At 64.9% G+C, this 21,905-nt stretch carries 20 protein-coding genes and 1 pseudogene; 7 read left to right on the plus strand and 14 right to left on the minus strand.

What is annotated here, in order from left to right; all coding sequences use genetic code 11:
• Positions 1–8: 8 nt before the first annotated feature.
• A complete protein-coding gene (folD, locus tag H7A86_RS11430) occupies positions 9–893 on the minus strand; it encodes a bifunctional methylenetetrahydrofolate dehydrogenase/methenyltetrahydrofolate cyclohydrolase FolD (RefSeq protein WP_119131889.1) in 885 nt (294 codons plus the stop codon).
• Between the two features lie 49 nt (positions 894–942).
• On the opposite strand from folD, the gene H7A86_RS11435 reads away from it, so the two are divergent.
• Positions 943–1,263 (plus strand): DUF1244 domain-containing protein, encoded by a 321-nt coding sequence (locus tag H7A86_RS11435; RefSeq protein ID WP_104582532.1) that lies wholly within the window; start codon positions 943–945, stop codon positions 1,261–1,263.
• A gap of 364 nt (positions 1,264–1,627) precedes the next feature.
• Here the strand turns inward: H7A86_RS11435 and galU are convergent, their stop codons facing one another.
• From galU to cmk, 8 genes are all read right to left on the minus strand, one after another.
• Entirely contained in the window at positions 1,628–2,521 is an 894-nt protein-coding gene (gene galU / locus H7A86_RS11440; RefSeq protein WP_016903544.1) for a UTP--glucose-1-phosphate uridylyltransferase GalU, read from the minus strand.
• Complete coding sequence (locus H7A86_RS11445; RefSeq protein ID WP_164739802.1) at positions 2,521–4,428, minus strand: polysaccharide biosynthesis protein; 1,908 nt, start codon at positions 4,426–4,428, stop codon at positions 2,521–2,523. Before H7A86_RS11445 ends, galU begins: the two co-directional genes overlap by 1 nt.
• 13 nt (positions 4,429–4,441) lie before the next feature.
• Entirely contained in the window at positions 4,442–5,419 is a 978-nt protein-coding gene (locus tag H7A86_RS11450; RefSeq protein ID WP_119131888.1) for an MraY family glycosyltransferase, read from the minus strand.
• Positions 5,419–6,597 (minus strand): lipopolysaccharide assembly protein LapB, encoded by a 1,179-nt coding sequence (gene lapB / locus H7A86_RS11455; protein ID WP_104582530.1) that lies wholly within the window; start codon positions 6,595–6,597, stop codon positions 5,419–5,421. Before lapB ends, H7A86_RS11450 begins: the two co-directional genes overlap by 1 nt.
• 6 nt (positions 6,598–6,603) lie before the next feature.
• Entirely contained in the window at positions 6,604–6,909 is a 306-nt protein-coding gene (locus tag H7A86_RS11460; protein WP_104533506.1) for a lipopolysaccharide assembly protein LapA domain-containing protein, read from the minus strand.
• 66 nt (positions 6,910–6,975) lie between these two features.
• Complete coding sequence (locus H7A86_RS11465) at positions 6,976–7,287, minus strand: integration host factor subunit beta (RefSeq protein ID WP_016903549.1); 312 nt, start codon at positions 7,285–7,287, stop codon at positions 6,976–6,978.
• 87 nt (positions 7,288–7,374) lie between these two features.
• Positions 7,375–9,060, minus strand: a complete 1,686-nt coding sequence (gene rpsA / locus H7A86_RS11470) for a 30S ribosomal protein S1 (RefSeq protein WP_016903550.1) — start codon at positions 9,058–9,060, stop codon at positions 7,375–7,377.
• 183 nt (positions 9,061–9,243) lie between these two features.
• Positions 9,244–9,927, minus strand: a complete 684-nt coding sequence (cmk, locus tag H7A86_RS11475) for a (d)CMP kinase (protein ID WP_104582528.1) — start codon at positions 9,925–9,927, stop codon at positions 9,244–9,246.
• Positions 9,928–10,099: 172 nt separating this feature from the next.
• Here cmk and ykgO point away from each other — a divergent pair, with 172 nt between their 5' ends.
• The 6 genes and pseudogenes from ykgO to H7A86_RS11505 all read left to right on the plus strand — a co-directional run bounded on the left by ykgO (position 10,100) and on the right by H7A86_RS11505 (position 14,578).
• Positions 10,100–10,225: a type B 50S ribosomal protein L36 gene (gene ykgO, locus H7A86_RS11480; RefSeq protein WP_005913193.1), complete on the plus strand. Its 126-nt coding sequence runs from the start codon at positions 10,100–10,102 to the stop codon at positions 10,223–10,225.
• Positions 10,226–10,466: 241 nt separating this feature from the next.
• On the plus strand, positions 10,467–10,796 hold the full coding sequence (locus H7A86_RS11485; protein ID WP_119131887.1) for a hypothetical protein: 330 nt from the start codon (positions 10,467–10,469) through the stop codon (positions 10,794–10,796).
• Positions 10,797–11,076: 280 nt separating this feature from the next.
• A complete protein-coding gene (locus H7A86_RS11490; protein ID WP_119131886.1) occupies positions 11,077–12,111 on the plus strand; it encodes an agmatine deiminase family protein in 1,035 nt (344 codons plus the stop codon).
• An 80-nt stretch (positions 12,112–12,191) separates the two neighbouring features.
• Entirely contained in the window at positions 12,192–13,076 is an 885-nt protein-coding gene (locus H7A86_RS11495) for a carbon-nitrogen hydrolase (protein ID WP_104582525.1), read from the plus strand.
• A gap of 40 nt (positions 13,077–13,116) precedes the next feature.
• Positions 13,117–13,353 (plus strand): annotated as a pseudogene (locus H7A86_RS11500) (GNAT family N-acetyltransferase); the annotation flags it as partial.
• Positions 13,346–14,578, plus strand: a complete 1,233-nt coding sequence (locus H7A86_RS11505; protein WP_104648985.1) for a TraB/GumN family protein — start codon at positions 13,346–13,348, stop codon at positions 14,576–14,578. The pseudogene H7A86_RS11500 and the gene H7A86_RS11505, both read left to right, overlap by 8 nt.
• A gap of 115 nt (positions 14,579–14,693) precedes the next feature.
• Here the strand turns inward: H7A86_RS11505 and H7A86_RS11510 are convergent, their stop codons facing one another.
• The 5 genes from H7A86_RS11510 to H7A86_RS11530 all read right to left on the minus strand — a co-directional run bounded on the left by H7A86_RS11510 (position 14,694) and on the right by H7A86_RS11530 (position 21,904).
• Entirely contained in the window at positions 14,694–15,605 is a 912-nt protein-coding gene (locus tag H7A86_RS11510) for an endonuclease/exonuclease/phosphatase family protein (RefSeq protein WP_180708148.1), read from the minus strand.
• 62 nt (positions 15,606–15,667) lie between these two features.
• Positions 15,668–18,805 carry a discoidin domain-containing protein gene (locus H7A86_RS11515; protein WP_180707862.1) on the minus strand — a complete coding sequence of 1,046 codons (3,138 nt, stop codon included), beginning with the start codon at positions 18,803–18,805 and terminating at the stop codon, positions 15,668–15,670.
• A gap of 26 nt (positions 18,806–18,831) precedes the next feature.
• Positions 18,832–19,668 (minus strand): carbohydrate ABC transporter permease, encoded by an 837-nt coding sequence (locus tag H7A86_RS11520; protein WP_046342961.1) that lies wholly within the window; start codon positions 19,666–19,668, stop codon positions 18,832–18,834.
• The gene (locus H7A86_RS11525; protein ID WP_104567381.1) at positions 19,665–20,549 is read right to left on the minus strand and encodes a carbohydrate ABC transporter permease; all 885 of its coding nucleotides are present in this window, start codon (positions 20,547–20,549) and stop codon (positions 19,665–19,667) included. The genes H7A86_RS11520 and H7A86_RS11525 overlap by 4 nt, the downstream gene beginning before the upstream one ends.
• Positions 20,546–21,904, minus strand: a complete 1,359-nt coding sequence (locus H7A86_RS11530) for a sugar ABC transporter substrate-binding protein (RefSeq protein ID WP_104582521.1) — start codon at positions 21,902–21,904, stop codon at positions 20,546–20,548. Before H7A86_RS11530 ends, H7A86_RS11525 begins: the two co-directional genes overlap by 4 nt.
• Position 21,905 lies beyond the last annotated feature (1 nt).

Raw genomic sequence — 21,905 nt, forward strand, 5'->3', positions numbered from 1 at the left:
CGCGCGCCTCAGCCAGCCGCGTCGGCCGCTTCCAGCGTGTTCTGCATCAAGGTGGCAACCGTCATCGGCCCTACCCCGCCCGGCACCGGCGTGATCCAGGCCGCTCGTTGCACGGCCGCCTCGAACCCCACATCGCCGACCAGGCGGCCATCATCCAATCGATTGATGCCGACATCGATCACCACCGCGCCCGGCTTGACCCATTCGCCGGGAATCAGGCCCGGTCGCCCCACCGCCACCACCAGGATATCGGCATTGCGCACGCTGGCTTCCAGCACTGCGGGCGGGGTGAACTTGTGGCAGCTGGTGACCGTGCAACCGGCGATCAGCAATTCCAGCCCCATCGGCCGGCCCACGTGATTGCTCACGCCCACGATGGTCGCATTGCGGCCGCGCACCGGCTGGTCGGTGTGGGCCAGCAAGGTCACGATACCGCGCGGCGTGCACGGACGCAGGCCGAATTCGCGTAGCGCCAGATGCCCGACATTCTGCGGATGGAATCCATCGACGTCCTTGCGCGGATCGATACGCTGGATCAGTCGGTTGGCATCGGGGATGCCCGGCAATGGCAGCTGGATCAGGATGCCGTGGATCTTGGGATCGGCATTGAGCTGGTCGATCAGCCGCGCCAGCTCGGCCTCGCTGGTGCCTTGCGGCAAGTCGTAGTCGAAGGCCTCGATACCGACCTTTTCCGCCGCACGCCGCTTGTTGCGCACATATACCGACGAGGCCGGATCGCCACCGACCAGTACCACCGCCAGCCCGGGGCACGTCCTGCCGGCGGCCAGGCGCGCATCCACGCGCAGCTTCAACCCGTCGAGCAGTTCCTCGGCGATGCGGCGACCATCGAGAAGGCGGGCCGGAGCAGAGGCAGCTGGCGCGGAAACGGTCATGGGGCGTCAGGTGTAGAGTCGAAGGCCGTCTATTGTCCCCGATTCCGCCATGACCGACACCACCTCGACACCCGATTCCACCACCACGTCCATCGAAGCGGCCGCATTTCGCCGTCTGTTGCAGCATCTCAACCAGCAGCGCCCGGATGTGCAGAACATCGACCTGATGATCCTGGCCGGCTTCTGCCGCAACTGCCTGGGTGACTGGTACCGCGAAGCCGCCGAAGCGCAGGGCCAGCCAATGAGCAAGGAGCAGGCGCGCGAAGCGGTGTACGGCATGCCGTTTGCCGACTGGAAGCAGCGGCATCAGAAAGACGCCACGCCCGAACAGCTGGACGCCTTCGCGGCCGCTCAACGCCGGCACGGCTGAGTCAATCGGTCTGTCCCCCAGGCCGGCACCTCGGCGCCGGTCGCTCAATTCCCCGAGGCGTTCTCGACCGGCTACGACAACTGCATCGCGACGCCGGATCTCGCGGGCAATGGCGGCGACCTCGTCCACGCCCAGCTCGACCAGCGCCACCTGCCGGGACGCCAGCGCCGACGCGAAGGTTCGCGACCCTGGCACTCCACTCCGGCGGCGACCAACTGCACTGCGTGCTCACGGCCGCAGGCGCGCACCAGCACGTTGGCCCGCCGTGTCGATCACCAACGGCACGGCGTTCTGGCCAGCAAGGGCCCAAACGACGAACGACGCCAGATGGCGTCGTTCGTGGATGCAGGCGATGGCCAGGCAATCAGCCGCGCGCGTCGGCCTCGGCCAATGCGGTGCGCAGGATTTCCTTGGCCGGCCCGCCATGCTTCTCGTGCTCGAGCGCGAAATGCACGGTGGCTTCGATCAGGCCGATATGCGCGCCGCAATCGAAACGGCGGCCTTCGAAGCGGTAGGCATCAACGGTTTCCTGTTGCAGCAGCCCGGCAATCGCATCGGTCAACTGGATTTCGCCGCCGGCGCCGGCGCCGGTCTCTTCGAGCAGCTCGAAGATCTTCGGGTTGAGCACATAGCGGCCGACCACGGCCAGATTGCTCGGTGCCACTTCCGGCTTGGGCTTTTCGACGATGGCGTTGATGCGGCCCTTGCGGCCATCGAACGCATCGGTGGCCACGATGCCGTAGCTGGCGGTCTTGTCGTGCGGCACATCCTCGACGGCAATGACGCTGCCACCGGAGGCCTCGGCCACATCGGCCATCTGGGTCAGTGCACCGGCGCCGCGGTTCCAGATCAGGTCATCCGGCAGCAACACCGCGAACGGCTCGTCGCCGACGACGGCCTTGGCACACAGCACGGCATGGCCCAGGCCAAGCGCTTCGGCCTGCGTCACGAAAATGGCGCGCACGCCTTCCGGCAAGGCATGCCGCACCAGCTCCAGCTGCTCGAGCTTGCCGGCGCGCTCGAGCTTCTGCTCCAGCTCGTAGGCCTTGTCGAAGTAGTCGGCGATGGAGTGCTTGTAGCGATTGGTCACGAAGATCAGCGTGTCGCAACCAGCCTGGATGGCTTCGTCGACGGCGTACTGGATCAGCGGTTTGTCGATGATTGGCAGCATTTCCTTCGGAACCGTTTTGGTTGCCGGAAGAAAGCGGGTCCCAAGACCTGCGACGGGGAATACGGCCTTGCGAATACGCTTGCTCATTAAAGTCTTCTGACCTCACGTGCGGGGAATGGAACGACCGTATCAGATCGCGCGTCGACTTTCCGTCGAGCCGCCGCAAAATCCGGCATCAGGCTGCCCAGCACAGTCTCCATCGCCTTGATGTCATAGCGGTTAACCGCCTCACGCAGGCGCGTCACCAGCTGCAACACCTGCTCGTGCGAGAACTCGCGCACGCCGGCCTCCAGAATCTTGGGATGCGCGGTGGGGCGATAGTCTTCGTCGGAATAGAACAGGGTTTCATGCAGCTTCTCGCCTGGACGCAAGCCGGTATAGAGGATCGCCACGTCCTTGCCGGGCTGCTTGCCGGCGAGACGGATCATCTGCTCGGCGAGCAGGCGAATCGGCACCGGCTCGCCCATGTCCAATGTATAGATCGCCCCATGCGAGGCGGAGGCGGCGGCCTGCACCACGAGCTGGCAGGCTTCCGGAATGGTCATGAAGTAACGTGTCACATCCGGGTGCGTCACCGTGACCGGGCCGCCCTGGCGGATCTGCTCGCGGAACAACGGCACCACGCTACCGGCCGAATCCAGCACGTTGCCGAAGCGCACGGTGATGAAGCGCGTCGGCGCATCGCGCGCGTCGAGACTCTGGCAGATCATCTCGGCGTAGCGCTTGCTCGCGCCCAGCACGTTGACCGGCTCGACCGCCTTGTCGGTGGAGATGAAAACGAAGGTCTCGATGCGTGCACGCTGGCAGGCGCGCGCCACGTTTTCGGTGGCCAGCACGTTGTTGCGTACCGCCTCGCGCAGTTGCTCTTCCAGCAACGGCACCTGCTTGTAGGCGGCGGCATGGAACACCGCATCCGGCGGTGCGGTGTTCAAGGCATGCGCGACCACAGCCGGGTCGCCGCAGTCGCCCAGCACGCGCACCACTTCGATATCGGGGAACAAGCGGCGCAGGTCCGAATCGACGGTCAGCAATGCCAGCTCGTCGATCTCCAGCAGCACGATGCGGCGTGCGCCATGACGGGCGCACTGGCGGCAGACTTCCGAACCGATCGAGCCACCCGCGCCGGTCACCATCACCGTCTTGTTGGTCAACCAGTCGCGTATCAGGCGCCAGTCCGGGGTGACCGGCTTGCGATTGAGCAGGTCCTCGATGGCGACCTCCTTCAACTCGCCAGGCAACGAGCGCCCTTCCAGCACGTTGATCAACTTGGGCACCATGCGGAACGGCAGCCCGGTGCTTTCGCAGATGGCCACCACGCGCTGCATGCCGGAGGCATCCAGCGACGGAATCGCAATGACCAGCAGCTTGGCAGCCGTCTCCTTGGCGATGGCTGCCGCCTGATCCAGGCTGCCCAGCACGTTGAGACCCTGGATCTTGGCGCCATGCAGGTTGTTGGCATCGTCCAGATACCCGACCGGCACAAATGCACCGGTGCGGCGCAGGTCGCGGACAAGACCCTCGGCAGCGCGACCTGCGCCCAGGATCAATACGCGCTGCGCGGCGTCGCCGGAGTGTGCAATCTGGTAATCCTTCCAGGCGCGATACAACAACCGTGGCGTGCCCAGCAGTGCCGACAGGGCGAACGGGTAGACGACCAGCACCGACAGCGGCACCCCGTCCAGGCGGTCATAGGACAGCGCCAGCACGATCGCGACCAGGCCGAGGAAACTCGACTTGAAGATGTTCCACAGGTCCGGCACCGACGCGAACCGCCACAGCCCGCGATACAGGCCCATCTTCCAGAACACCAGGCCTTGCGCGACCAGGACGACGCCGGTGCGCCAATCCCATAACGGCAGATCGGGGGCGTCGCGCAGCATCGAGTAGCGGCCGGCGTGCAGCAGCTGCCAGCACACCCACACCATCAACAGGTCGTGCAGCACCACCGCTGCTTGCGGCAGGGCCTTGGTCAAACGATCACGCCAGGAAATCATAAGAGTCCATTACTCACGAATTGCGCACTCCATCGCGCAGAAAAAACCAGATTGCGGTGGCACCCAGGCCCCATGCCAGGGCTCCGGACACTTGCAGCCAATTTGCGTCATGACGAAGTAACACATACAAGCAGACGGCAGCGACGCTGAAAGCGAAATAAATCCCGGTTACCGGAACGTGTGTCTCAAGCCTGCGCGCCAGCCGCTGATAGAGATGTTGGGCGTGCGGCTCCCACCAGCGTTGTCCGTCGAGCATGCGAGACAGCAGCGTGAAGCCGGCGTCTACAAGAAATGCGGTCAGCGGCAGCCAGCTGATCCACCAGCTCACCTGCCCGCTCGCCACTGCCAGCGCAAGCAACGCCGCCAGCACATAGCCCAAGGCACCACTGCCGCCGTCGCCCAGAAAGATGCGCGCTCGTGGAAAATTGAACGGCAAGAATCCCAGGCAGGATGCGGCGACGGCAAGACCGGCCCACGCCCAGGCGCCCGGCACGACCGCGGCAAACGCCAGGGCAGCCAGCGACGCCTGGCTGCTGGCCAGGCCGTTGATGCCGTCCATGAAATTCCAGACGTTGATCAACATCACCGACGCCATCGCGGTGAGCACGCCATCCCAGAGCTTGCCGGTGTGATGGCTGACCAGCCAGCCCAGCAGGACCGACGCCAGCAGATGGATCGCAAAACGCAACCTGGCCGAGAGCGGACGATGGTCGTCCCACCAACCGACCCCGGCCACCAGCACCAGACCTGCGGCGAACCAGCTGATGACCAGGCCTGCCGCCGGCCAGAACACGCCTGCCGCCACGCACCCCACCAGCATCGCCGCCACGATTGCCATGCCACCGCCCCGTGGCGTGGCGACCGCATGGCTGCGGCGTTCGCCCGGATGATCGAGCAGGCGCCGATGCAACGCATAGCGCCGCAACACCCAGGTCCCCAGTGCCGCGACCGTCAGGTGCAACAGACACCACCACAGCCAGGCCTGCGGCATCAGACCACCGCGTAGTTCAACAGCGGCTTGACCGTGCCCCATTCCTTGCAACTCGGGCATTGCCAGTGGTGCGTCTTGGCACCGAAACCGCAGCGGGTACAGCGGTAGCTCGGGTTGCGCACCAGCAACTGGTCGGTGATGTGCTTGAGATCCTGCAAGGTGCCGACCGGGTCGCTGCCTTCGGCCAGGGTCAGGTCGATCAATGCCGATTCGCCGCGGACCGATGGCCGATCCTTGAGCTGACGCCCCAGGTAGGCCAGCGCTGGCGCCACGCCATCCTGCGCTTCCATCAGCTGCGTCAACGCCAGCACCGGCGCGATGCCGCGATAGTGCTCGGTCATCTCCGACAGGAAATTACGCGCACCTGCAATATCACCCACCCGGCGATAGGCCGCCATCAACGCAGGGATGATTTCAGGCAGGTATTCCGGATCGTGCCGCGCCGCACGTTCGAACGCGCGGACGGCCGCTTCGTCGTGTCCGCGCTCGGCTTCGATGCGTCCTTCCAGAATGCCCGCACGCACTGAGGTGCCATCGGCCTGGTAGGCGCGCGCGACCGCCTGCAGCGCTTCGTCGGGCTTGCTCAAGCCGCGGTAGCGATCGGCAAGCTCGCACTCGAATTGCGAAATCAGCTTGCCCATCGGCTCGCCGGTGACTTCTTCGTAACGGGTGGCGTTGTCGATCGCCTTTTCCCAATCACGCTCGGCCTGATAGATGCCGATCAGATGACGCAACGCCTGCGGCGCACGCTGATCCAGTTGCGCCAGCTCGGTGAATACGGTCTCGGCACGATCCAGCAGGCCGGACTTCATGTAGTCCTCGCCCAGCGCCAGCAAGGCCTGCACGCGCTGTTGGTCGGTCAGGTCGGCGCGTTGCACCAGGCCCTGGTGCAGCCGGATCGCGCGATCGACCTCGCCGCGACGGCGGAACAGGTGTCCCAACGCGACCTGGGTCTCGAAGGTTTCCTTGTCCAGTTCGGCGATGTGCAGAAACAGCTCGATCGCCTTGTCCGGCTGCTCGTTGAGCAGATAGTTCAGCCCGCGAAAATAGGTGCTGGACAAGCGACTGACCTGGGTATCGCCATGGCGCTGGCCACCGCGGCGGCCAACGACCCAGCCCCCCAACGCTGCCAAGGGCACGAACAGGAAGAACCAGATCCACTCGGTCAGAAAGTCCATACGCGCTTACAGTCCATCAAAGGGGCGCGGCTCGACTGCGGCAGGCGCAATCGGCCTGGCATCGGTGCGACTGACTGCAACGGCCTTGTTGGCCTGGCGCAGTTTGGAATAGAGGGGAATCACCACACTGACCAGCACCATGCCGGCACCGATCAACACACCGACCAGCAGCGCGACGATGATCGCGATCCCGGAGGTCGTATGCACACTGGAGAAAAGGAAGTCGAGAGTGACGTCCTGGGAATTGACCGCGCCGATGATCAGACCGACCAGCAGGAAGGCCAACATCACCAGCAAACGAAACACCTTCATGGCCGGACTCCGTCGAAAGAGGCTTAGCTTAACCGAGCCGACATAAACGCAGCGGCAGAACGAGCGTCAGTCGGCCGCATCAAGCAGATCGACCGGGACCACGGAGCTGACACGCTCACGCAATTCCTTGCCAGGCTTGAAGTGCGGAACATGCTTGCCCGGCAACGCGACCGATTCACCGGTCTTCGGATTACGGCCCAGACGTGGCGGGCGGTAGTGCAACGAGAAGCTGCCGAACCCGCGGATTTCGATCCGATCACCATCGGAGAGCGCCTGCCCCATCATTTCCAGCAGCGATTTGACTGCCAGATCCACGTCGTCCGCCTTCAGATGCGCTTGACGTCGCGCCAGGATTTCAATCAATTCGGACTTGGTCATGGGAAGACTTGCTTTTTCGACTGACACATCGGAATCGGCCCGGGCAAGCCCGGGCCGATCCATCACGCTCTTGCGAGCGCTACGCGCTTACTCGGACTTGTTGCTGTTCAACTGTGCACGCAGCAGCGCGCCCAGCTGAGTCATGCCGCCCGACGCAGCGGAGGACTGGTATTCCTCCAGCGTTTCGCGCATTTCGGCATCGTCCTTGGCCTTGATCGACAGCTGCAGGGTGCGGCCCTTGCGGTCCATGCCCACGAACTTGGCTTCGATCTTGTCGCCGACCTTCAGGTGCTGGGTCGCATCGTCCACGCGCTCGTTGGCGATGTCGCGTGCAGCGACGTAGCCTTCGATGCCATCGGCCAGGTCGATCGTGGCGCCCTTGGCATCCACTTCACGCACCACGCCTTCGACCTTCGAACCCTTCGGGTTGGACGCCATGTACTGGCCGAACGGATCCTGCTCCAGCTGCTTGACGCCCAGGCTGATGCGCTCACGTTCCGGATCGACTGCCAGCACGACGGCTTCCAGCGTGTCGCCCTTCTTGTAGTTGCGCACGACGTCTTCGCCGGTGGTGTTCCAGCTGATGTCGGACAGGTGGACCAGGCCGTCGATGCCGCCGTCCAGACCGATGAAGATGCCGAAGTCGGTGATCGACTTGATCTGGCCGGACACCTTGTCGTTCTTCTTGTGGGTGGCAGCGAAGGTTTCCCACGGATTGGCGGCAACCTGCTTCATGCCCAGCGAGATGCGACGACGCTCCTCGTCGACATCCAGCACCATCACTTCGACTTCGTCACCAACCTGCACAACCTTGGACGGGTTGACGTTCTTGTTGGTCCAATCCATCTCGGAGACGTGCACCAAGCCTTCGACGCCCGGCTCGATCTCGACGAATGCGCCGTAATCGGTGACGTTGGAGACCTTGCCGAACACGCGGCTGTTGGCCGGGTAACGACGTGCGATGTTGTCCCACGGATCTTCGCCCAGCTGCTTCAGGCCGAGGCTGACACGGTTACGCTCGCGATCGAACTTCAGCACGCGCACGTCCAGCTCGTCGCCGACGTTGACGACTTCGGACGGATGGCGCACGCGCTTCCAGGCCATGTCGGTGATGTGCAGCAGGCCGTCGATACCGCCCAGGTCCACGAACGCGCCGTAATCGGTCAGGTTCTTGACGACACCCTTCAGGATCGCGCCTTCCTGCAGCTTGTCCATCAGCTGCTCGCGCTCTTCCGAGTGCTCGCTCTCGACCACGGCACGACGCGAGACCACGACGTTGTTGCGCTTGCGGTCCAGCTTGATCAGCTTGAACTCGAGTTCCTTGCCTTCCAGGTAGGCCGGGTCGCGCACCGGGCGCACATCCACCAGCGAACCAGGCAGGAACGCGCGGACATCCTTGATGTCCACGGTGAAACCACCCTTGACCTTGCCGCTGATGCGGCCGGTGATGGTTTCGTTCTTTTCCAACGCCTCTTCCAGCTCGTCCCACACCATTGCGCGCTTGGCCTTCTCGCGCGACAGCACGGTCTCACCGAAGCCGTTCTCGATGGAATCGAGGGCAACCTTGACCTGGTCGCCTACGCCGACATCGATCTCGCCAGCGTCATTACGGAACTGCTCGATCGGCACGATGCCTTCGGACTTCAGGCCAGCGTTGATCACCACCACGTCGCCGCGCACTTCCACGACGGTACCGGTGACGATCGAGCCCGGCTTCAGCTTCGCCAGATTGGCTTGACTGGCTTCGAACAGTTCAGCAAAAGATTCTGTCATTTGAATTTTACTCAGTTGAACACACGGGCGTTGATCGTCGAATGCGACAGATGCCAAGCGCCCAGCCTGTTGGTCGACTCCGGACAGCGAGTCGGTTAAGTAGTCATAGAACCGCCACACGGGATGTGCGACGGAGCCTTGGAACGCCTTACGGTCGGCGGGACATGCCCGCTTGCGGAACGCTTACGACGACGTGCGGGCGGCTAACACCCCGACCACACGCTGGACGACATCCTCGATCCCTATTCCGCTGGTATCGATCAGCACGGCGTCTTCGGCCGGCCGCAATGGCGCCACCACCCGCTGCGCATCACGGGCATCTCGAGCCATGATCTCGCGCAGCAGGTCGTCAAAGATAACCGAAACACCCTTTTCCATCAACTGTTTATGGCGACGGCCCGCACGTTCTTCGGCACTGGCGGTCAGAAACACCTTGAAGGCGGCATCGGGGAAGATCACCGTGCCCATGTCGCGCCCGTCTGCGACCAGGCCGGGCGCGCGCCTGAATGCGCGTTGGCGCTCTTTCAGCGCGCTGCGCACCTCGGGAATGGCGGCAATTGCCGAAGCCAGCGCCCCGGTGGTTTCCAGGCGCAGCTCGCCGGTGGCATCGGCGCCGTTGACCAGTACCCGCAGCCCCGCCTCGCCCGCGTCGTCGAACTCCACCTTGGTATCGAACGTGCAGCGCACCAGCGCTGCCGGGTCGGAGACGTCCAGATCGGCCCAGCTCGCCGCCACGCCCACGGCGCGATACAGTGCGCCCGAATCGAGGTAATGCCAGCCCAGCCGGGCGGCCACGATCCGGCTCACGGTGCCCTTGCCGGCGCCGGAGGGACCATCGATGGTAAGGACGGGCGAAAGGTCGGTCATTCAGGTTTCCGGAAGGTCATCAGCCGGTAGTGTAGCGCCGCTCGCAGCGATTGCGATGCAACCACTTGAAAGCACGACGAAAAGCCGGTTAGAATTGCCGGCTTAATTCCGGGTGCACCCTCGATTGCGGGCACTCTTCCATCGAATCCAACCGTTTACGCCGAGGTGTGCCATGAAAGTCCTGTCCTCCCTGAAGTCTGCGAAGACCCGTCACCGCGACTGCAAGGTGGTCCGCCGCCGCGGCAAGGTCTTCGTGATCTGCAAGTCGAACCCGCGTTTCAAGGCGCGTCAGCGCTAAGCTTTCGCCGCGCGTGCAAGACCCGAGAAAGCCGCCTCCGGGCGGTTTTTTCTTGGCCGATGCTTCACGCCGGCGATGGCTACATGCAGGCTGGAGTGTGTCGGGGGCATGGCGGGCTTGGCGCGGCATTCAAACTGACCGACATCCGGCGCGGCGTTGGGTAACACCGCCCTGCAGGCACGCCCGTCCTGGTTTTTGCTGTAATCACCATCCGAATCTTGTCCACTGGGGAGTAGATGACATGCGCAACCGTTTGTTTGTCCTGCCGCTGATCGCACTGATCGGGATCAGCGCCGTCGCGTCGGCCGATACGCTGCTGGTGGACCGGGTACAGCAAAAGCCTGCCGCTGCCCTGCCCCTGAGTGGCGACAGCATGAGCCAGGTCGAAGGCCGTTACGGTGCGCCGCAGGAAAAGCTGGAACCGCGCGGCGGCCAGAAGCGCCAGTGGCCGACGATCCACCGCTGGGTATATCCGGCCTTCACCGTGTACTTCGAAAAGAGCCGGGTGATCGACGTGGTGGCCAATCAGGCCGATGCCAACGAGATCGGTCCCAAGCCACCGATCAGGTGATCGGGTGGCGTTCGAGCGCCATCGGATGGTGGCTGCAACGCTGGTCTGATCCAATGATGCGCGGGATACGATCACTGCGCGCTTCATGCAACGGCGATGTCGTGCAGCACACCCCGGATGCAGGCAGATCGCGAGCGTCGATGCTGTGCGAGTCCTCGATGCGAGTTACTCGCACGCGCCGATTTGAGGCGAGTCCCTCGCAAGCGCCCGCACATCCATGTGCGGGGATTTTGAATTAACAGCCTAGGCTTGCCTGGGCATTGATGGGTAATTTTCAGGTATGACCGATAGCGTCCGCTTTCCCGCCGAGTGGGAACCTCAATCCGCCGTGTTGATTGCCTGGCCGCATGCGGGCACCGATTGGGCCGAGCGCCTTGCCGAGGTGGAAGAGACCTATATCGCGCTGGTCACGGCGATTTCCCGCTTCGAGCCGGTGATCGTGTGCGTGGCCGATGACGATCTGCAGATCTACGCGGAAGCGCGGCTGCGCTCGGCGCGGGTGGACATGGCGCGGGTGCGTTTCGTGATTGCGGCCTACAACGACACCTGGCTGCGCGATTCCGGCCCGATCACGCTGCGCCAGGATGGCGGCTTCCGCCTGATGGATTTCCGTTTCACCGGCTGGGGCGGCAAGTTCGAGGCCAGCCTGGACGATCAGCTGGTCACTTCGCTGGATGCGGCGCAGGTGTTCGTGCCCTCGCAGGTGCAGACGGTCGACTTTGCGCTGGAAGGCGGCGCGATCGAGACCGATGGTGCCGGCACACTGCTGACCACCTGGACGTGCCTGCACGAGCGGCATCCGCAGCGCACGCGCGATTCGCTGAGTACCGACCTTGCCGCGTGGCTGGCGCAGGACCGCGTGCTGTGGCTGGATCATGGCTACCTGGAAGGCGACGACACCGACGCGCATATCGACACGCTGGCGCGCTTTGCCGGCCCGGATGCGATCGTCTACCAGGGCTGCGATGTGCCTACCGATTCGCACTACACCGAACTGCAGGCGATGGGCGCCGAACTGGCGGCGTTGCGCACCGCCGACGGGCAGCCGTATCGCCTGTTCGTGTTGCCATGGGCCGAGCCGATCCTGGATCAGGGCCGGCGCCTGGCCGCCTCGTACGCCAATTTCCTGATCGTCAACGGGGCGGTGCTGATGCCGGCCTACGGCGACAAGGCCGATGCGAGCGCGCAGGCGGTGCTGGCCGAAGCGTTTCCGCAGCACACCATCGTGCCGGTGCCGTGCCGCCCGTTGATCTGGCAGAACGGCAGCCTGCACTGCCTGACCATGCAGCTGCCCGCCGGTTTGCTGGCGGGCTGATCCATTCCTGTTCCGGCCGGCAGGCCGGTGTTACGCCATCGCGCGCTACCTTAGTGCGCCACTTCGCTGGACCAATCGCCATGACCCGTCATCTCCTTCCCGTCGCGCTGATCCAGGAGCGCAACCACGGCGACGCCGAGGCCAATCTGGCCATCATCGAATCGCGCGTGGCCGAAGCCGCCGCGCAGGGCGCCAAGCTGGTGCTGCTGCAGGAACTGCACAACGGTGCGTATTTCTGCCAGCACGAGTCGGTGGACGAATTCGACCTGGCCGAGCCGATCCCCGGTCCCAGCACCGAGCGTCTGGGCGCGCTGGCCAGGCAGCATGGCGTGGTGCTGGTGGCTTCGTTGTTCGAGCGCCGCGCGGCCGGGCTGTATCACAACACCGCGGTGGTGTTCGAAAAGGACGGCCGCCTGCTCGGCAAGTACCGCAAGATGCATATCCCGGACGATCCGGGCTTCTATGAGAAGTTCTACTTCACCCCGGGCGATCTGGGCTTTGCGCCGATCGATACCTCGGTCGGCCGGCTGGGCGTGCTGGTGTGCTGGGACCAGTGGTACCCCGAGGCCGCGCGCCTGATGGCGCTGGCCGGTGCGGAACTGCTGCTCTACCCCACCGCGATCGGCTGGGATCCGGACGACCAGCAACCCGAGCAGGAGCGCCAGCGCGATGCCTGGGTGCTCAGCCATCGCGGCCATGCGGTCGCCAACGGGGTGCCGGTGCTGTCGTGCAACCGCGTCGGCCACGAGCCCTCGCCGCTGGGTGCGTCGGGCATCCAGTTCTGGGGCAACAGCCATGTGCTGGGGCCGCAGGGCGAATTCATCGCCGAAGCGGGACAGGACCCGACCGTGCTGGTGTGCGACGTCGATCTGCAGCGCAGCGAACACGTGCGCCGCATCTGGCCGTTCCTGCGCGATCGCCGCATCGATGCGTATGGCGATCTGCTCAAGCGCTACATCGACTGACCGCATGCCAGTCGAGTTGCGCGAGGCTGGCGCTGTCCGCGGCAAAGCCGTGCTCGGCGAGCCGATCGCACGCGGCAAACAACGCAGCAGTCGACCGATGATTGCGGTGATCGGCGATGCCGACACCCTGGCATCGCGACGGCTGCATGAACGTTTTGGTTTTCGCACGGTCGGAATGTTCACCGGTAACGGCCGCATGCATGGTCGCCGGCTGGACGGCGTGCAGTTGCAAGGCACGCCCGGCTCCGGCGACACCGCCCCTCCTTCTGATGAATGACCCCATGACTGAGCAGACCACCCACGTTCTGGACGATGCGCTGTCCGGCCAGCCGCATCGCATCGTCGAACGCGATGGCGTGCGCTATACCTTGCTCGGCACCGCGCACGTGTCACTCGCCAGCGTGGCTGCGGTGCAGCGGGCGATCGGCAGCGGCCGCTATGACGCGGTGGCAGTGGAACTGGACGCACAGCGTCTGCAGGCGCTCAGCGACCCGGATGCCCTCGCCCGGCTGGACCTGGTGCAGGTGATTCGCAAGGGCCGGGTGGCGCTGTTTGCGGCCAACCTTGCCCTGGCCGCCTACCAGCGCCGTCTGGCCAAGCAGCTTGGCATCGAGCCGGGCGCGGAGTTGAAGGAAGCGGTGAACCTGGCACGCGCGCAGGGCCTGCCGGTGCACCTGATCGATCGCGAAGTCGGCCTGACCTTCAAGCGCGCCTCCGGGCGGCTGGGATTCTTCGGCAAGATGAAACTGGCCGGTGGCCTGCTCGGCGGGCTGTTCGCGGCCGACGAGGTGGGCGAAGAGGAAATCGAGAAGCTCAAGCAAGGCGACATGCTGGAGGCGAGCTTCGGCGATTTCGCCAGCGAAAGCCCGGAGCTGTACGAAACCGTGATTGCCGAGCGCGACCAGTACATGGCCACGCGCCTGCGCGAGGAAGCCAGGACGGACCAGCGCGAGATACTGGCGGTGGTCGGCGCAGGACACCTGGCCGGTCTTGCGCGCCACCTGGAACAGGACACCGCCGCGCCCGGCCCATTGCGCGAGTCGCTGGAGTACGTGCAGCAGCGCAAGCGCATTCCGTGGATCACGCTGGGCATTCTGGCGGTCATCATCACCGGCATCGGCATCGGGTTCTGGCGCGGCGGCCTGAGCATGGGCGCGGACCTGTTGTTGCAATGGGCGATGTATACCGGCGGCCTGGCCGCGCTGGGCTGCCTGCTGGCCGGCAGCCACCCGCTGAGCATCCTCACCGCGGCGGTCGTGGCGCCGTTCAAGCCGTTCCGCCTGAGCGTGCCGACCGGCGCGTTTGCCGCGCTTGTCGAGGTGCACATGCGTAAACCGGCCTATGGCGATTTCCTGTCGCTACGCGACGATGCGCAGACCTTGCGTGGCTGGTACCGCAACCGCGTCTCGCGCGTGGTGCTGACGTTCCTGCTGACCAACGTCGGCAGCATGGCCGGCGTATGGCTGGCGGGCGTGCAGATCTTCAATCGCCTGCACGGGTGATTAAGAAAGCCGTCACGACGTGTGGTCTATCGACGCCTTGTAGGAGCGCACCTGGGCGCGACGGGCGTTATCGGTAAAGCCGTCGCGCCCAGGTGCGCTCCTACGTGTGGTCGAGTTACGGAGTAGCTGGCTGATCGGGTGCGAGCTGCAGGCGTACCCAGACGCCGTAGTGGTCCGAGGCCCAGCGTCCCTCGGCATACGGCGTGTCGAACAGGATGCGTGCTTCGCGGGCGAGCAGGCGCTTCTGCTGGAAGAACACGTGGTCGATACGCGCCGGCTTGTCGAAGACATGCAGGTTCAAGGTGCTCACGGTGGCGTCGCTGTTGCGATGCACGCTGCCGTAGCTGTCGCCATAGCCCTTGCGTAGCGCCTCCAGATCCAAGGCATCGGCGGCGGTGTTGAAGTCGCCGGCAATCACGACCGGTGCCTGATCGCTGGTGGAGGAAATGAAATCCAGCAGGTCCGCGACCTGGCGCGTGCGCGTGGCCGTGCCGCGTGCATCGGCACGCTCGTTGAGATGGGTGACATAGACGTTGATCGGCTGGCCGTCGATGTCGACCTGCAGATGCGCGGCAACGCGGTAATCGTCCAGCGGCTGCAGCAGGCGCTGATGCCGGGCCAGCACCTTGCGCCGGCTCAGCAATGCGTTGCCGTAGCGCTTGGGCGCATCGACCGGGTCGACAGAGACAAAGCTGTAGTCGTACCCCAGCTTGCGCGCCAGCCAGGCGGCCTGGTTCTCCACGCTGCCGCGGCGTTCGATCACTTCCTGCAGCGCGATCACGTCTGGCGCCAGTTGCCTGAGTTCCTTGGCGATATGGGCACGACGCGCCGGCCAGTCTTCGCGGTCGTGATGCAGATTGAGCGTGACCAGGGTCGTCTCGCGCTGCACTGCGCTGGTCGATGGCACTGCCCGGGATGCAGGTTCTGCGCGATCGGGCCTGTCGACCTGCACAGGTTGCGCGGCCTGCACGGCCTGGGTCGCCTGCGTGGCTTGTACGGCAACAGAGCACGGCAGCAGCGCCGCCAACACGACCGGCCATCCGGCACGTCGCCGCGCCGGCGCTGCCCAGGCCGGTCGGGGTGCGTCAGTCATTGCGTGGCGCGCTCGGCCCGCCGCACCGCGCTGGGCACATCGATCTGCACATTGGCCGGCAGCTGTTGAATCCGCAATTCGCCGTTCTGCCACTCGGCCGATTCGCCATTGATGCTGGCCTTGCCCGGCGTGCCCTGGTACGGCCATGGCAACACCACCCCGCCCGGCGGCAGGATCAGCCCCGGCTGCAGTTGCAGCACCAGCTGTTTGTCGGTGCGCTGCAAGGTGTAATTGAGGCGCCCATACGGGGTGCGCAATTCGGCGATGCCGATGCCCTTGCCCTCGAACCAGCGCGTCGGCGTGCCGGCAGCGATGACCAGGCTGGCGTCGGATTCGCGCCCGTAGGCGAACATGTCCAGCACCGAGCGCACGAAATCCGAGGCGACCCAGGCATGCGGCAGGTCGCCGACGAAGAACGGCGTACGCGGCGTACGCGAGACCACCTCGGCCCACTGGTTCCATGGTTGCGGCGCGCGGTCCTTGAAGAAGAACGCGGTGGCATCCCAGGCGCGTTCGCGCCAGCCCAGGCGCACGAATGCGGCCACGTTGCGCCATTCGTAGGGTGTGTAGTCCTTCCATTCGCGCTTGCCGTCGCGGCGGTCGGAAAACTCCTTCCAGTAGCGCTCGAAGGTATTGCTCAACAGGTCCTGCGGCAGGCGTTGCTGCTCGCCCCCCGGTGCCAGTGCGATGGTGGTCGAGGTCGCATCGAAGTCGCCCAGCTCGGCCGAGCCGGGCAGGAAATCCAGGGAGTGCTGGCGCACCGTCGCACCCAGCGAGGCGATCAGGTCGCCACTGAATTCGTCGCGTGCAGTGCTGAAGCGGGCGACCTCGTCGGGCTTGTCGAGCGCGCCGGCCAGCATCACCGCATCCTTGTAGCCGCGCAGCGCCCAGAAGTTGTCCCAGTACGAATGCACCGGCTTGGCCGAATAGCCTTCGTGGCTGATCGACACCGGCATCATTCCGTAGAAGGCCGGGTTGCGCATGAAGTTGTCTTCGGTGCGCTCGCTGGCACGCAGCGTTTCCATGTAGTCGTACGCACCGGTCACGTGCGGCCACATCCTTTCCAGGAATGCCTTGTCGCCGGTGTAGCGGTAATACTCGGCGATGTTGAAGATCAGCTCGCCGTGGCTGTCGTTCTCCGGCACCGGGTCGCTGCCGCGCTCGTCCACGCAGCACGGCACCATGCCGTCGGCGAACTGGTATGGCGCGAACCAGTCGACGTATTCGCGCACCACGTCCTCGCGACCGAGTCGCAGCAGGCCTTCGGAAATCATTGCGCCGTCGCGGATCCAGCTGCGCGAGTAGGAACGCGTCCCCGGCTGCAGACGCGGGCCGATGCGCGAGATCAGCATATGCGCCAGCGCGGTGCGCAAGGTGTCGATCACCGGCTTGCCTTCGGCCGGCACGCTGATGCGCACGCGATCGAGCTTGCTGCGCCACTGCTGCGCCACCTGCTGTTGTGCCTTGTCGGCATCGAAGCCGGCCGGCAGCTGCGCGGTGCCGGTCTGCGGAATCACCAGCGCCACCTCGCGCCGTTGACCAGGCTCCAGCTTCCAGCGATACAGCAGCACGCCCGAGGCCAGGCCGGTCTCGTCCTTGACCTGGGTGATCGCCGGCGGCGTGGCGGCGGTGAGATGGCTGACGTCCATGCCACTGTCGAAGGCACTGGCAAAGCCGGCATCCGGAGGTTGCGCAGCGAATACGCGCGGCTTGCCGTTGACGCTGACCTGTGCGCCCTGCACCGCCAGCTGGTCGATCCGGCTGACACCGCCCAGGGTGTTGAGGAACTGGGTCGGCGGATTGACCTGGAACGGACGCACCGCCAAGGCCAGGGTGAACTCACGCGCGTCCTTGCCGGTGTTGTGCAGCTGATAGCGCGCGACCAGTTGCGCCTGATCGGGCGTGCCCTGCACGAACGCGGTGACGCGCAGGTTCATCAGGTCGTGATGCCAGTCGACGCTGGGAATCGGCAGGTAGTCGTCCTGCAGGCTCTGCTCGCTGCTGACGTCGGACCAATGCAGCAGCTTGCCGCCGGTGACCACGAACGGCTCGATACTGAAGCCGCCCTTGCCCACTTCCACCGCGCCGTCCTCGCCGATCAGGCCCTGCTCGGTACCACCATCCAGGCCCAGGATGGTCCAGTACGGCTGCTCGCCGGAGAAACCGCGTGGATAGCTGCCGCGCGGCGCCTGCGCGGCCAGCGATTTGATGAAATCGTTCGGTGTGGCGGCGAAGGCCAGCGGCTGCAGCTGGACTTCCTTGATGCCGTAGCGCCAGTTGGGGCCGTCCTTGAGATCGAAGCGCAGGTAACGTGCCTCGGTATCGGGCAAGGCCAGCCAGTCGGTGCCGCCGGCACCGGCGGTGACGGTGCGCAGATCACGCCAGCCGCGCCCATCGCTGGACGCGCGCACCACGTATTGCGAGGCCTGCAAACCAGGAACCCACTGCACCACCGCGCCGCCGAATTCGCGCACCTTGCCCAGATCCAGCGTGACGGTCTGCTGCTTGACCGCGCCACTGAGCCAGAAGGTGTCCGGCTTGCCGTCGGCCAGGCGTTGTTCCAGCGCGGGCGCGGTGTCGGTGATGGCCTCGGCCTTCAACGGCGAGGTGTCTTCCGGCGGCAGCGGCGTGAGCGTCAGACGGTCGAAGCACACCGTGCCCTTGCCGCCGACCTTGTTGTAGATGGTGAACTCGACATCTGCGCTGCTGCGCAGTTGCTTGTCCTGGCCCGGGCCCCAGGCCTTTTCGATGTTGCGCTTGCGATAGCCGACGGTGGTCCAGTTCTTCGGGAAGTTGAAGCCGGGCCGGTTGACCCACCACACGTTGTCGCCGCTGGCATCGATCAGCTTGACCTGCAGGTCGTTGGACGGCGAATCGCCGCGCAGCGAAAAGCCGATGCGGTAATTGTCCGGGTAGGTGATCGGCAGGTTGCGGCGGATGCCGACATAGCCGGACACGCCATTGAAGTTGTAGTCCAGGCACAGGGCGTGGCCGCCGGAACTGGTGGCTACCGGCCGCAGCGAACCACTGACCTGGTTGGACACCACCAGGCGCCAGGCGCCGATGTCGTTGAAGCCGTCGAGCACGCGCTCCTGCGCCTGCGCCGTGCCCGCAAACGTCGCAACAGCGGTCATGGCAAACAGTCGCAGGAACACTGGTTTCACCCCTTCACACTCCCCAGCAGAAGACCTTGGATGTAGTAACGCTGCAGCGCCACGAACAATAGCAGCACCGGAATCACCGTCACCACCGCGCCGGCCATCATCAGCTCCACGTCCATGATGTGCTCGCGCGACAGCGCCGCCAATGCCACCGGCAAGGTGTACTGCTCCTGGTCGGTCAGCACGATCAGCGGCCACATGAAGTCGTTCCACGAGCCCATGAAGGTGAAGATGGTCAAGGTGACCAGCACCGGCTTGAGCATCGGCAGCACGATCTGGAAGAAGATCCGCATCTCGCTGGCGCCATCGATGCGGGCGGCTTCAATCAGCTCGTCGGGAATGCTGCGCGCGTACTGGCGCACCAGGAAGATGCCGAACACCGTCGCCAATGCCGGCACCACCACCCCGCCGATGTTGTTGACCAGATGCAGCTGCTTCATCAACAGGAACAACGGCAGCATTGCCACCTGCGCGGGGATCACCAGCGCGGCCATCAGGATCTTGAAGATGCGCTCGCGGCCGACGAATTGCAGCTTGGCGAACGCATAGCCGGCCATGGTGTTGATCAGCAGCGAGCCGAGCGTGATCAGCCCGGACACCATCAGGCTGTTGGCGAAGTTGCGCGCCATGCCGGTGCGCGCGAACAGCTCGTGGTAGTTGGCAGTGGTGAACGCCGAGGGCAGCATCGGCGGCGGGAAGCGGCTGGCCTCGCCGGTGGGCATGAACGACACCGACAGCATCCACAGCAGCGGCGCCAGGCTGACCAGCGCCAGCACCAGCAGGCCGCCGTTGATCAGCACGCCATTCCAGCGCGATTGGCCGACATCACGACTCATATCAAATCCCTCTTGCGGCCGAAGCGCAGCATTACGGTGGTCACCGCCAGAATGATCAGGAACAGCAGGAACGCCACCGCCGACGCGCGGCCGAGGTTCCACCACTTGAAGCCTTCCTCGAACATGAAGTACAGCACGCTCACGGTGCTCTGCAGCGGGTCGCCGCGGGTCATTACATAGGGCTCGGCGAACAGCTGGAAATAGCCGGAGATGGTGATCACCCCGACCACCATCAGCACCGGGCCGAGCATCGGCAGGGTGATATGCAGGAACTGCTTCCAGCGCGAGGCGCCATCGATGCGCGCGGCCTCGTACAGGTCCTGCGGGATCGCCTGCAGGCCGGCCAGGAAGATCACCATGTTGTAGCCGAAGTTCTTCCACACCGCGAACAGCATGATGGTCGGCATCGCCCAGCGCGGATCGCCCAGCCAGTCGATCGGGGCGATGCCCAGATGGCTCAGGCCGAAGTTCACCAGGCCGTACTTGATGTGGAACAGATAGCGCCAGATCACCGCCACCGCCACCAGCGTGGTCACCACCGGAGCGAACAAGGCGGTGCGGAACAGTGCCTTGAAGCGCGAGGCCTTGGCGTTGAGCAGCAACGCGGCGCCCAGCGACACGCCGATCGACATCGGCACGCCGAGCAGCACGAAGTACGTGGTGTTCCACAACGACTTCCAGAACAGCGGCGTCTGCAGCAGGTCGATGTAGTTGCCCAGGCCGACGAAGCGCAGGTGGCTGCTGTCGGCCAATGCATACAGGTCGAAGTCGGTGACGCTGAGCACCAGCGCGGCGAACACCGGCACGCCGAAGAACATGCCCAGCACCAGGATCGACGGGGCGGCGAACACCCAGCCGGCGACGGAATTACGCTTCATCATCGTGCCGCTCCCTTGCCCGCTGCCGGCGCTGGCGCTGCGGCGGGTGTCGCCGCAGGCATTGCTGATTCACCGGCCGGACCGACATGCCCGCCCTCCTGTTCGAAGATCCAGCGGCGCTTGGCCAGGATCTCGTCCACGCGTTTATCCAGCTCCTGCACGGCGGCCTCGTGTGACTGACCGCCACGCACCACGCGCTCGGTCACCAGGCGCATTTCCTGCACGATGCGCTCCCACTCCAGCACCTTGGGCGTGGCCTTGACCCGCTCCAGCTGGTCGCCGAAAGCATGCGCCAGTTCATCGTTGGCCAGCGAGGGCAACTTCCAGGTGCTGCGACGTGGCGGCAGGTCGCCGATGATGGCGTGGAAGCGCGCCTGCACCTGCGGCTGCGACAGGTATTCGATCAGCTTCCAGCTGGCGTCCTTGTGCTGCGACGATTTGAAGATCACCAGGCTGGAACCGCCGGCGATGCCCGCGCCCAGGCCGTTGGGGCCCGGCAGCGGCGCGGTGCCCCACTTGCCTTCCATGCCCGGCGGCTGGCGCAGCTTGAACTCGCGCACGTTCCACGGGCCGGACAGGTAGAACGCGTAATAGCCGTTGAAGAACTCGTACCAGACATTGGAGACCTGGGTCTCGGAGACCTTCGGCGCCCAGCCCTTCTGGTACATGGTGTCGTAGAAGCCCAGCGCCTTGCGGAAGCCTTCGCCGCGGAAGTTGCCGTAGTTGTCGTGGTCACGCAGCAGGCGGTCGTCCTGCTGCAGTGCGAACGACAGCTGCTGCTCGAACTCGTTGAGCGGCATCAGGATGGCGTAGCGGTCCGGGCCGACCTTGCGCTTGATCGCCGCCATCACCTGTTCCATCTCGGCCCAGGTCTTGGGCATCTGGCTGTAGCCGGCCTCGCGCAGCAGGTCCTTGCGATAGAACAGCAGCCGGGTGTCCACGTACCACGGCACGCCATACAAGGTGCCGTCGACCAGATTGGTGTCCCACACGCCGGGGAAATAATCCTGCGGGTCGACGATCCTGGAACGCGCCACGTACGGCTGCATCGGTTCCAGCGTGTCCAGCAGGGCAAACTCCGGCAGCCAGGTGTTGCCGAGCTGGCACACGTCCGGCAAGCCGTCTGCGGCAAAGGCGGTCAGCAGCTTTTCGTGCGCCGCCGTCATCGGGATGTTCTGCACATCCACGTGGATGCCCGGGTTCTGCTTCTCGAAGTCGGTCACCAGCTCGGCGACCACTTCGGCCTCCTTGCCCATGGCCCAGAAGCGCACGGTGGTCTTGCCTGGATCGGAGCGTTCGCATCCGGCCACACCCAGACAGAGTGTGGCGGACAGTATCAACAGTTTCAAAAGGCGCACG

The sequence above is a fragment of the Xanthomonas euroxanthea genome (assembly GCF_903989455.1).
Taxonomy (GTDB): Bacteria; Pseudomonadota; Gammaproteobacteria; order Xanthomonadales; family Xanthomonadaceae; genus Xanthomonas; species Xanthomonas euroxanthea.